This is a genomic window from Limosilactobacillus sp., from assembly GCF_022651205.1.
Classification (GTDB): domain Bacteria; phylum Bacillota; class Bacilli; order Lactobacillales; family Lactobacillaceae; genus Limosilactobacillus.
Genome location: NZ_JALCQI010000002.1, coordinates 36,176 through 48,832, shown reverse-complemented (window position 1 = coordinate 48,832; position 12,657 = coordinate 36,176). Strand labels below are relative to the sequence as shown.

General features: G+C 42.4%; 7 protein-coding genes. 6 read left to right on the top strand and 1 reads right to left on the bottom strand.

What is annotated here, in order from left to right:
* The first annotated feature begins 17 nt into the window (after positions 1-17).
* The 4 genes from LKJ51_RS01045 (at position 18) to LKJ51_RS01030 (ending at position 9,934) form a co-directional block, all read left to right on the top strand.
* Positions 18-5,477 (top strand): YSIRK-type signal peptide-containing protein, encoded by a 5,460-nt coding sequence (locus LKJ51_RS01045; protein ID WP_291978671.1) that lies wholly within the window; start codon positions 18-20, stop codon positions 5,475-5,477.
* Between the two features lie 214 nt (positions 5,478-5,691).
* Positions 5,692-7,293, top strand: a complete 1,602-nt coding sequence (locus LKJ51_RS01040) for an APC family permease (protein ID WP_291978672.1) — start codon at positions 5,692-5,694, stop codon at positions 7,291-7,293.
* A 108-nt stretch (positions 7,294-7,401) separates the two neighbouring features.
* Entirely contained in the window at positions 7,402-9,240 is a 1,839-nt protein-coding gene (locus LKJ51_RS01035; RefSeq protein ID WP_291978673.1) for an APC family permease, read from the top strand.
* Positions 9,241-9,673: 433 nt separating this feature from the next.
* A complete protein-coding gene (locus LKJ51_RS01030) occupies positions 9,674-9,934 on the top strand; it encodes a hypothetical protein (protein ID WP_291978675.1) in 261 nt (86 codons plus the stop codon).
* Here LKJ51_RS01030 and LKJ51_RS01025 read toward each other — a convergent pair.
* Positions 9,931-10,572, bottom strand: coding sequence for a YigZ family protein (locus LKJ51_RS01025; protein ID WP_291978676.1), 642 nt, complete (start codon positions 10,570-10,572; stop codon positions 9,931-9,933). The genes LKJ51_RS01030 and LKJ51_RS01025 overlap by 4 nt on opposite strands.
* A 64-nt stretch (positions 10,573-10,636) precedes the next feature.
* Here LKJ51_RS01025 and LKJ51_RS01020 point away from each other — a divergent pair, with 64 nt between their 5' ends.
* Together LKJ51_RS01020 and LKJ51_RS01015 are read left to right on the top strand one after the other, a co-directional pair.
* A complete protein-coding gene (locus LKJ51_RS01020; protein WP_291978677.1) occupies positions 10,637-11,962 on the top strand; it encodes a DEAD/DEAH box helicase in 1,326 nt (441 codons plus the stop codon).
* Positions 11,955-12,632, top strand: a complete 678-nt coding sequence (locus LKJ51_RS01015; protein WP_291978678.1) for a ComF family protein — start codon at positions 11,955-11,957, stop codon at positions 12,630-12,632. The genes LKJ51_RS01020 and LKJ51_RS01015 overlap by 8 nt, the downstream gene beginning before the upstream one ends.
* Positions 12,633-12,657: the final 25 nt, after the last annotated feature.

Sequence of the window (12,657 nt, the reverse complement as noted above, 5' to 3'; positions counted from 1 at the left end):
GTGGGGAGGGAACAATATTGTCTAGCAAAAATACTCAAGAATATTTACGACGAATGGAAAAACAACGGCAACGATTCGGCTTACGGAAGCTGAGCATTGGCGTTGCTTCGGTCTTATTAGGAACTACCTTTATCGCCGGGGGTACTGTAGCCCACGCTGATGACGTCGGAAGTGAACCATTAGCAGATGCGCAAAATAAGGTGAAAGTTGATTCGACTAGTGAGCAACAAACTTTTACGTTGCAAAATCAGCAGCCAGCTACGGTAAGTGCGATCAATGAACCTAAGGTAACGACGCCAGCTGATCAAGTAACAGCAACTTTCCATATTTATGATGCTGGCTATGGCGATATAGACTTTAGTAACGGTACCATGAAAGAATTACCGGCAATTACGATCTCAGGTAAAGCCGGATCAACGGTGGCTGAGTTAATTAATCAGCGGATTGAATCTGATACGCAAAAGCAGCTTCAAGACACGAAATATGGCTATGGCTATGTTGTAGATAGTGACGGTCAAGAACATTTAGTTGGGATTTCTCCGGTTGTTGCTTTAAGTGATATGGCTCTTGATATTGCAAAGCAACAAGCAGGCTATACTGGTACTCTTAATGAAGAGTCTAACTTTACCGGCGGTTTAAAAGATGGTGCTGACCAAATTTTGGGTAAAGAGCTTGCCAATCAAACTATCTTGCAAGATATGGTTGCAAAAGGCGTAATCGATAAGCCAAGTATCACTGAAGCCTATAACAAATGGCTTGCCAATAAGAAGAAGAATTATCCACTGGCTGGCTACCAATTTGATCCTGACTATAATTATTATGGCAGTGAATTGCAAGCGGGAACTTCCGGCGATACTAAAGTTACTAATGGCGGGGACTATATTATTACTCTAAAACATAATAATATGGATTTTAAAGTGGATAAGCGCTTTTATGTTGAAGTGCCACGGACAGTTGAATTTAAGTATTATTATGATAAGAATGTTCCTGATCCAGATCGCCCAGAAGTTGAAGGGCAACCACCTAAGTCAACCATTGGCTCACGGGTTGATTATACTAAAGGTAGTAAGAAAGTAGATACTGTTGGTGATGGTAACGTTTCTGTTTCAATGAAGGATGCTAACACTGATACGAGTACTTTAATTGATGCTTTACATGGCTCCCAGGATAAAAATCGGGTAATTTACCGTAGCATTACTGATCGATTATATGATGCAGTCTTAGGGGTTGTAGATAAAAATACTCAAGAACAGAATAATAATTATTCCGGAGTTATTCAGTTTCCGGGCTTTGACGTCCCTAAAGTAGATGACTGGACCACTTATGATCCGGCCGTACCGACAAGTGGAACCGATTTCGGCAAAGAGGGAACTTATTATTATGATTCTTTTGGGCAGTTAAACAACGCCCAGAAAAATGTCGGTAATCCGCCAACGGAATATTTAATTTATTACCACAATCAACCAGTTGACATTACTTTTGAAGATGTAACTGATAGTGCTAAGCCGGTAAAGCTTTCTAGCTTTGATTTAAGCCAAGAAATTAATGTTCATGACAATTTGCATTATCAATTTGACAAACCACCCATTCCAACTTTTGCATTAAAGGACCACTATAAGGCATATAATTATCAAGCTGATGATAATTATTACAAAGCTAAAAAAGATAATGGGATTGCGGTTGATCCAAGTGGTAAATTAGCAAGTACGCAAAATTTAGATTATGCTCAAGTATTAAAAGCCTATACTGACAATGGTTATGTGCTGGTTGCAACGCAGCTGCCATCAAATAATTCCAGAACTAATTATGGTTTGGACTACGATAAAGATGGTGTTTGGAAAAAAGACAGTTCAACGACCGCCAACGATGGTCATAGTTTAATTACTAAGCATATTACAGTTAAACTGATGCGGTTGGCAAAGCAAGGTCCTAGTGACAAGATAGTTACTCGGACGGTTCACTTTGTAACTAATACTGAAAATAACCCAGAATTAAATCCGGTAGTTGAGCAAAAAGTAAGTTTCCATACGAACGATAGCTACTGGGTTGATACCACAACTGGCAAGCAGATTGATAGCACCAATGTTAAGCAAGTTACTGGTGCAGATGGTCAGACTTATAACGTTGTTAGCGACATTAATGCTCCAGAAAAGACAGTTAACTGGACAACTGATAATGACACTTTTGACGGTGTAAAACGGCCCGAAATTACCAAAGATGAAGGCGAGTTGGAGGGTACTTGGAAGATTATTAAATCAACTAAGGATACTGTAGATGGTACTGAATATACTGGTAAAGATGCCAAGAGTGCACCTGAGGAAAAGAAGGTTGCTAAAGACGTCAAAAACGGCGACCATGAAGATGTCTTCCTAATTTATGGTCAACAAGTAGGCTATAACGTTCATTATCGTGATGTAACTAATTTGGTAGCTAAAGATGGTAAAACGACTGACTTTACCAAGGATGATGGTGATGATCTAGGCCATGAAGTTCATAATATTAATGGTATCGTTGGTGAAACGCCAGACAAGACTGCTGATCTATGGAAGACCTACGCTGATGAAGGCTATGTTCTAGTTTCAAATCCAAGTGGCGATCAATTAGGTAAGCAAGAATTGACCAAGGGTGTCCAAGATCAATACGTTTACTTAATGAAGACTGCTACTAAGCAGACTGAACCCAAGACAGCTGAACGGACAATTCACTACGTTGGTGTCGTTCATGATAATGATGACGTAACCAAGGCTCAAGTGTTAAAAGATCCAACTACGCAAAACGTTACTTTAACCGGTACTTACTACGTTGATCATGATGGTAAACGGGTAAATACTAAGACAGTTACTGTTAATGGTCATGATTATGATGTTGTCGTTGAACCAACCGATGATAATCCAGCTAAGGAAATTTGGAAGATTGATGGAAAAGCTACTGGTGTTAGCGAAGACAAAGGCAAGTATGACTTTGCTAAAGTTGATGATCCAGATAAAATCGGTGAAGGTAAAGACCAGTGGCACCACAAGCCTAATTTAGATCAAGCTAACGGTGCTGTTACTGTTGATCCGAATAGTACGGACTGGAAGATAGATCAAGCTAACAAGTTGCCAGATGGTTACCTTGTTTACAAGCAAAAAGGTAACTACAACATTCATTATGTTGATGTAACTAAGTCTGTAATTGATGGTAAGACCAGAGACTTTACTGAGAATGATGGTAATGATCTAGGGCATGAAGTAACGGATATCAATGGTTATGTGGATGAAACGCCAGATAAGACTGATAGCTTATGGACTAATTACGGTAATGAAGGCTATGTTTTAGTTTCAAATCCAAGTGGTGACACGTTAGGTAAACAGACGTTAACTAGTGATACGCCAGACCAATACGTTTACTTAATGAAGGTTGCTACTAAGCAGACTGAGCAAAAGACTGCTGAACGGACAATTCATTATGTTGGGGTCGTTCATGATGACGATGACGTAACTCAAGCTCAAGTATTACAAAAGCCAACGACACAAAATGTAACTTTGACTGGTACTTACTACGTTGACCATGATGGTAAGCGGGTAAATACTAAGCAAGTTAAGATCGGTAACCAGACTTATGATGTTGTTGATGATCGTCACCCCGCAACCGAAACCTGGACGATTGATTCCCAAACTGGGGTTACTGAAAATAATAGTAAGTATGATTTCGCTAAAGTTGCTACACCAGATGAAATTGGTGAGGGTAAAAACCAGTGGACACATAAGGCCGACCTAGATCAAGATAATGGTCAAACTACTGTTGATCCAAACAGTAAAGACTGGTCAACTAATAAAGTTAACAAGCTGACAGATGGTTATGTTGTTTACAAGCAACACGCTAAGTACAACATTCACTATATTGATGTTAATGGCGTTGAAAATAAGACCACTTATGATCCAACTGATGGTCATGAGTTAGAAGCTCATCTTGTAACTAATGTGGGTGATGGTGAAGATATTACTACCCCTACTGATGCAAGCAAGAAGTTATGGTCAAAGGAAGACTACGAAAAGGCTGGTTATGTTCTAGTTGGCCTTTCTGAAAACGCTAAGAATGACCAGCTTGGTAAGCAAGAATTAACTCTTGATGTGCAAGACCAATATGTTTACTTAAAGCACGCCGTTAAGACGATTACTCATAAGACTCCAGTTACTGATGTGCCTAAGGATAAAGACGGTAAACCAGCTGTTGATCCTAAGGACTTGTACAAAGAATTTAGCAGAAATATTTACTATAAGGCAAATACTGTTGATGGTAAGACTTTAAAGGATGTTACTACACAACAAACTGAATTTAACGGTTCAATTGATGTTGACGTAGTAACCGGTAAGACAACGACTGCTGAAACTATTAAGGTTGATGGCAAGAATGTCAAAGTGGCAACGACTAAGCCAGGTAAGATTACTTGGGATAAGACTAGTGCTACTTTTGATAAGATTACCCAACCAACTATTACCTTAAATGAAAGCGATAAGCATGCTGAACCGGATACTATTGGTACTTGGTATCAGGTAAGTGGCAAAGCTGATGAAGTTAAGGTAACGCCAAATGATACTAAGAATCCTAGTGACGAGACTCTAGTTTACAAGCAAAATAATCCCGGCTCCGATACACCGGGCTCAGATGTCCCAGGCTCAGACACCCCAGGTTCCGATACGCCAGGTTCAGATGTTCCCGGTTCCGATACGCCAGGTTCAGATACACCGGGTTCTGACACTCCCGGCTCAGATGTTCCCGGCTCAGACACTCCCGGCTCAGACACCCCAGGTTCAGATACACCGGGCTCAGATACACCGGGTTCTGACACTCCCGGCTCAGATGTTCCCGGCTCAGACACTCCAGGTTCCGATACGCCAGGTTCAGATACACCGGGTTCTGACACTCCCGGCTCAGATGTTCCCGGCTCAGACACTCCAGGTTCAGATACACCGGGCTCAGATCTCCCAGGCTCAGATACACCGGGTTCAGATGTTCCCGGCTCAGATGTTCCCGGCTCAGACACTCCAGGTTCCGATACGCCAGGTTCAGATACATCGGGTTCTGACACTCCCGGCTCAGACACTCCCGGCTCAGACACCCCAGGTTCAGATACACCGGGCTCAGATACACCGGGTTCAGATGTTCCCGGATCGGACACCCCAGGCTCTGACACTCCGGACTCGGATATTCCAGGATCTGAAACGCCAATTGAAATAGGCAATCCTATTGTACCTGATACTCCAGTAACTTCTGATAAGCCATCGGTGTCTGCTCCTGGTAAGTCGACAAACTATGTCGAGATAGATGATAAAGAGTTCAATGAAAGTAAGCTAAAATTAATGTCTAATAAGCAACAGAGTGCTCAATTACCACAAACCGGTAATGAAAGCAGCCGTGGTGCATTAGCATTAGGTATTATGGGACTCCTTTCTGCTCTTGGACTTGGTAAGCTTAACCGGAAACGACATGATTAATTGAAATTTATAGTAAAGGATGAGGGAAACTAATAGTAATCGTTTCTTTCAAGCCAGGAAAAGACTTTCAGAGTTTGTTTTAGAGCTCTGGAGGTCTTTCTTTATTAAATTGATTTTGGCTTGTGAATAAAATAGTGGTATCATCTATTCATTAAGATTTGCTAAAGGCTTGACATTTTAGTGTCATACATGAAAGGCAGAGAAGGAGAGACTGATGAACAATAAACTAGCTCAACATAAGATCACGCTGTTTTCTGGAGTAATGTTGGCATTAAATTCACTGATCGGCTCAGGATGGTTATTCGGTGCGGGAACGGCCGCTAAAGTTGCGGGACCAGCAGCGATCATTTCCTGGATTATTGGTGCGGTGATTATTATCAGCATTGCTCTTACCTATGTTGAACTGGGAGCAATGTTTCCGGAAAGTGGGGGAATGAGTCGTTATGCTCAATATAGCCACGGACCGTTGCTTGGCTTTATTGCTGCATGGGCTAACTGGATTTCACTAATCACGTTGGTTCCAATGGAGGCGGTGGCTTCTGTCCAGTACATGAGTTCATGGCCGTGGTCGTGGGCTAATTGGACCCACCACTTCGTTAAGGGCGGGAACGTTACCTCATCGGGAATGCTTGTGGTATTCCTCTTTATGGTCATTTTTACCTTGATTAACTTCTGGTCGGTGAAGTTAATGACCCGTTTTACCAACCTAATTTCAGTTTTTAAGATTGTTCTGCCGACTTTAACCATTGTGATGCTGCTAGTTAGTGGTTTTCATGCCGGGAACTTTGGTCATAGTGTACAGACGTTCATGCCTTATGGTAGTCGGTCGATCTTTGAAGCTGCTGCAGTTTCAGGAATTATCATGTCGTACGATGCCTTCCAGACGGTCATCAATATGGGTGGTGAAATGGTCAATCCCCATAAGAATATCGTGCGCGGTGTCCTGATCTCAATGTTAATCACAGCAGCGATTTACATCATGCTTCAGGTTGCCTTTATCGGGGCGGTTAGTCCGGCAATCCTTGCTAAGGCTGGTTGGCACGGAGTTAATTTCGCGTCACCGTTTGCTGACATTGCCATTTTATTAAGCTTGAACTGGTTAGCAATTCTCCTTTATATGGACGCCTTCGTTTCACCATTTGGGACTGGGGTTGCGTTTGTTGCAACCGCATCACGGGCATTAGCTGCGATGACACATACTGGACACCTGCCGAAATGGCTTGGCCGGTTGGAACGCCGCTACATGATTCCGCGCTTTGCGATGGTTGCGGACCTGATTTTAGCCACGATTCTCGTTAATGTCTTCCGAAACTGGAGCTTGTTAGCAACCGTAATTACCGGATCAACACTAATCGCTTACCTGACTGGTCCGGTAACGGTAATTTCTTTACGGAAGATGGCACCAAATTTGGAACGACCATTTGCGCCCAACTATATGAAGTGGTTAGCACCGTTTGCCTTTGTTGTTACCGGACTAGCAATTTATTGGACGATGTGGCCAACAACCGTTCAGGTAATTTTTGTAATTGCTTTAGGATTGCCAATCTACCTTTATTATGAGTGGCGTTACCAAAAGACTAATTGGCGCCAGCAATTAAAGAGTTCTACCTGGCTGATTTGTTACATGATCTTTATTTCGATCATTTCTTATGCCGGAAGTACTGGATTTGGTGGCCAGGATTGGATTAAGTATCCATTTGATTTTATTGTAATCATTGTTGTATCCCTATTTTTCTATGTTTGGGCGGTTCATAGTCGATTGCCTAAAGTTGACCCAGCAGCTAAAGAGGTTAATAATCGTCTTAAACAGAGATAACCTTTTTGTCTTTTATGCTAATTGAAAAGTTATCAAATTAAGTGTATTATTGTTCAGTTATCCAAAATCGATTAAACGATTATATTCCATGAATATCGGGAGGATAGTATGTGGCGATATATTAAACGGGTTTTAATTGGGAAACCCTTAAAAACATTAGATGAGGGCCAGACCCACTTAACTAAGTTTAAGGCGTTGGCAATGCTGTCATCTGATGCTATTTCATCAGTTGCTTATGGACCAGAGCAGATTACGACAGTCCTAGTAACCTTGTCTGCAATGGCAATTTGGTATTCAATTCCGATTGCCGCCATTGTGTTACTGCTGTTGCTAGCAATCACTCTTTCGTACCAACAAATTATCCATGCCTACCCAAGTGGTGGTGGGGCCTACGTTGTTGCTACCAGGAACTGGGGAAGCAACGGTGGATTGTTTGCCGGTGGTTCATTACTAGTTGACTATATGTTAACCGTTGCCGTATCAACGACATCTGGAGTTGAAGCGATTACTTCAGCGGTTCCGGCGCTTTACCGCTTCTCCGTGCCGATTGCAATTATTATTGTTCTATTAATTATGTTTATGAATCTACGGGGAATGAGCGAGAGTGCTAATTTCCTTACGGTTCCGGTTTATTTCTTCGTGATTATGATTACTGTTATGATCATTTGGGGAGCATATAACATTGCGACCGGCCAGGTTCATTACCAAGCACCAGCAGACTACGGGACTCCCGTTACGGGGATGACTTTTGTCCTGTTTGTTCGGGCTTTTTCTGCAGGTTCATCTTCACTAACAGGGGTTGAAGCCGTAAGTAATGCCGTTCCAAACTTTAATAAGCCAAAGGAGAAAAACGCTTCTGTCACTCTGGCAATTATGAGTGCAATCCTGGCGTTCTTCTTTATTGCCATTATCTTCTATGGCTTTTACTTTGGTATCGTACCGAACAAACGGGTTACCGTACTATCACAAATCGGTTTAGCAGTGTTCGGTGGTCATGGAATCGGCTTCTACTTACTACAGTTGTCAACTGCAATGATTTTGGCAGTGGCTGCTAATACTGGTTTCTCGGCTTTCCCAATCCTTGCCTTTAACATGGCAAAGGATAAGTACATGCCTCACGCATTTATGGATCGTGGGGACCGTTTGGGGTATTCAAACGGGATTATCGCCTTAGCTGTTGGGGCAATTATTCTGATCTTGATCTTTCATGGTCAAACGAACATGTTGATTCCGCTTTATGCTGTTGGGGTCTTCGTGCCATTTACTTTGTCTCAATCAGGGATGATTATTCACTGGTTCCGTGAACGTGAAGGATTTTGGATCGGGAAGGCATTTATTAACCTTGTTGGTGCTTTGATTTCACTTGCATTGGTTCTTGCATTATTCTGGCAACACTTTGGCAATGTTTGGCCATACTTGATCATCATGCCATTGCTTCTTTACATGTTCCACTCGATTCACCGTCACTACATTAAGGTTGCTAAGCAGCTTCGGGTTGCTGAAAAGACTAAGGTCCAATTGCACGATTATGACGGAGCAACCGTAATTGTTTTGGTTGGTAATGTTACCCGAGTTACTCGGGGTGCGATCAACTACGCACGATCAATCGGTGATTACGTTATCGCAATGCACGTTTCCTTTGATGAAAACCCTGGTAAGGAGCACAAGACAGCCAATGAGTTCAAGGCCGAGTTCCCTGATGTTCGGTTTGTCGATATTCACTCGTCATACCGTTCAATTGCAAAACCAACCCTTCGTTTCGTGGATGTTATTGCTAAACGGGCCGCTGCTCGGAACTACTCAACAACCGTTCTAGTTCCCCAGTTTATCCCTAAGCACCCATGGCAATTAGCCCTTCACAACCAGACCAGCGTCCGTCTCCGTACCGTCCTCAACTCCCGCCAAAACATCGTCGTCGCTAGTTACAATTATCATTTGCATGAATAATTAGAGTGTGAAGCCGTTAAAACCTTCCGGTGGCTAACGATTTCTCCACCGAACGGCGGTATGCCGTCGGAGGTGGAGGTCGTTAGCTCGAGGAAGGTTAGGCTGAACATATTTTGACCATGTTGCAGTAGAAACTGAGGTCGCTAGCTCTAGCAAGTTCCTGGCGAGCACGTTTCTACTATGTTGCAGTAGAAACTCGAGGAAGGTTAGGCTGAACACGTTTTGACCATGCTGCAGTAGAAGAAAACCCGAGCGAAGCGCAGTAGCTGAGTGGCTTTTGTCATCAACAAGTTGATAGCTAAAAACCTACTCACCCTTGCGTGGGTTCACAGACGAAATTGATAAATCAATTTCTGGTTCACTCCAACGTTTCGACCATGTTGCAGTCGAGTATTTCCCGGGAAATAATTTCAAAATAAGGTGGGCAGTTAAAATGAATAAAAGAAACATTGCCTTTGGTTTATTATTTGCTGTTGGCCTCTTTTTGATGGGTGGCTTTAGCTTAGATCGATTAGGCTTTCACTCAGACCTGATTGGTATTCTGGGAACACTGATGTTGATTGGTGCATACCTCGGCTTTAATTGGGCAAAATTAAAAAGTGGTGATCACCGGACGAGGGTAGTCACCACTTGGGTTATCAGTTTACTGATAATAATTATTATTCTTAATATTGTTGAAACAGTTTTAAGTTAATTAGTAGAATAAGGAACTTCATGGTCACGTGAGGTTCCTTTTTTGATCGTTAATTGATCGTTAAAACGGTTAATTAGGTCGTTAGTTGTTTCAGTAACCTTATCTTGATCGACATAGATGTTTGTCTGGACATTAGCGGCAAACTGTTCATCCGCAACCTCGATACTTTGCTCCTTAAGGTAGTGAAGAAGTGAATCGTGTTGGGAGTAACTAACTGTAATCTCAAGAACCGATTGCTTGATTCTTTCAACTATGCCTGCTTTGTGAATGGCATTAGTGGCAGAATTACTATAAGCCCGAATTAAACCACCGGCACCGAGCTTAATTCCACCAAAGTACCGGGTAACAACAGCCACAACGTTGTGGAGCTTTGCTAGCTGGAGTGATTCGAGGATCGGTACTCCTGCGGTCCCACTCGGTTCACCATTATCGCTTTCACGCTGAATCTGATCTCGATCACCAACCATGTAGGCGTAACAGTTATGAGTCGCTTTTTTATTTTCTGCATTAATTTGATCAATGAATTGCTGGGCTTCTTCCTCGGTTGATGCCCGTGCAATCGAACAAATAAAGCGTGATTTCTTAATTACCATTTCGTTACTGGTATTTTTAGCGATCATGAGAAATGGTTCTGCCATTTTTTTATTACTCCTTTGATGAAAAGTTACTTTTTTCCCGTATTAACTTAGTGGAGGGTGAAAAATGAAACTTGATGAACTATATGGTCGGCGGGTATTATTTCCGCAAGTGGATTCGTTTCCACTTAATGATTCCCGACTTCAAGCTTTGCCAACACTAAGGGTTACTTCAAAAAATATTATCTGTTTGAGATGCGGGACGGTATCTAATAAATCAGTTGTTGCGATGCCGCGTGACCAATATTATTGTCCAGAATGCATTACACTTGGACGAGTATCAACTCTTGATAAATTTTACCATGTTCAGGAACCAAATCAATTTGTGATTCCTGAGCAGATCTTAACGTGGACGGGACAATTATCGTCATTACAAGCGACAACTTCTGAAATTATTCGGGACCGAATGGAACGTCATTGCCGTCAATTATTATGGGCAGTGACAGGAGCGGGGAAAACGGAAATGATCTTTGCGGGGATTGCGGCTGCCTTAAGTCGCGGTGAACGGGTTGCAATTGCATCACCACGGGTCGACGTTTGCTTAGAGTTATATCCCCGTTTGCAGGCAGCGTTTGCTAATTTCCCGATTGCCCTTCTTCACGGTAGGGAGAAACAGAAGTATCAATATGCCCAATTAACGATCTGTACGACTCACCAATTATTACGCTTTTACCACGCCTTCGATAATCTGATTGTTGATGAAGTGGATTCGTTTCCCTATGCTGCTAATCGGGCATTGCTATACGCCACGGAAAATGCAATTAAGCCGGATGGCGGTCTACTATTCATGACCGCAACACCAGGGAAAGAGTTGATTCACCAAATTCAACAAAAGAAGCTACTAGTTAGCTACTTACCGTTACGTTACCATGGACATCTCTTGCCACAAATTAAAATTCATCTGGCTTTTAATTGGCGGAAGCACCTTTTACAAAGACGATTACCAGCGAGACTAATTAAGGAGCTACGTTTGACGTTGGCCCATCATCACTGTTTATTATTTGTTCCTCATGTTGCCGATCTTCAGCCGACCTTTTTAGCTCTACAACGGGTATTTCCTAAAATAAAGTTCACTACGGTTCACGCAGCCGATCCTAAACGACTGGAAAAGGTTCAGTCAATGCGAGCGGGAAAATATCAATTTTTAATTACCACTTCGATTTTGGAACGGGGAGTTACCTTTCCCGAAATTGATGTCTTTGTTCTTGGAGCCGATGATCAAGTTTTTTCTTCCTCAGCACTAGTTCAAATTGCGGGACGTGCTGGTCGTTCATTAAAACGGCCAACAGGGAAAGTTAACTTTTGGGTTAATTCATATAACCGACGAGTTCGTGAAGCCCAACGGCAAATTGCTTACATGAATACGAAGGGACGGCGATTAACCAATGGCTAGTTGTTTGCTTTGTCACCAGCAATTAGTCCAGAAATTAACGGTTCGTGAGATCATTTTTCCGGGTCTAATTAAGCAACCAGTACTATGTAATTCTTGTCTTCAACGATTCGTTGAGTATCCCCAAAAGACTGGCTGTCGGGGATGTGGACGGGAAGGGGAGAAATCACTGTGCCCTGACTGCCTAAAATGGAAGCAACATTATGGATGGCATTTAAGACATCGACCGCTTTTTCATTATAATCAGGCGATGAGAGAGTATATGCAGGAATATAAGTTTCAGGGGCAATACCATTTAAGGAAAGTATTCCAAGAGGACTTACGACGGGCTGTTAGCAACTTAGAATACGACTTATTAGTACCGATTCCTGTTACTGACCATACGATGAAAACCCGGGGCTTTAACCAGGTGACAGGATTGTTGGAGGGCCTTCACTATACAGAACTATTGGTCCATAAGAATAAACAAAAGGAAGCACAGTCAAAGAAGGATCGTCATTCACGATTACAAACCAAGCAACCGTTTACCATAAAGCAATCATCTGATCTTTATGGGAAGACGGTCTTACTTGTTGATGACATTTATACTACCGGACGTACTTTGTACCATGCCGCAGCCCTTTTGCATGAGGTAGGGTGTAACCGTGTCCAAAGCCTGTCTTTAGCGCGTTAAGAAATGTTAAATATTTCACTGATTC

Excerpts from the sequence above, each read along its gene's own strand:
- LKJ51_RS01035 (WP_291978673.1), top strand. The coding sequence starts at position 7,402 with ATGTGGCGATATATTAAACGGGTTTTAATTGGGAAACCCTTAAAAACA.
- LKJ51_RS01020 (WP_291978677.1), top strand. The coding sequence starts at position 10,637 with ATGAAACTTGATGAACTATATGGTCGGCGGGTATTATTTCCGCAAGTG.
- LKJ51_RS01025 (WP_291978676.1), bottom strand. The coding sequence starts at position 10,572 with ATGGCAGAACCATTTCTCATGATCGCTAAAAATACCAGTAACGAAATG.
- LKJ51_RS01030 (WP_291978675.1), top strand. The coding sequence starts at position 9,674 with ATGAATAAAAGAAACATTGCCTTTGGTTTATTATTTGCTGTTGGCCTC.
- LKJ51_RS01015 (WP_291978678.1), top strand. The coding sequence starts at position 11,955 with ATGGCTAGTTGTTTGCTTTGTCACCAGCAATTAGTCCAGAAATTAACG.
- LKJ51_RS01040 (WP_291978672.1), top strand. The coding sequence starts at position 5,692 with ATGAACAATAAACTAGCTCAACATAAGATCACGCTGTTTTCTGGAGTA.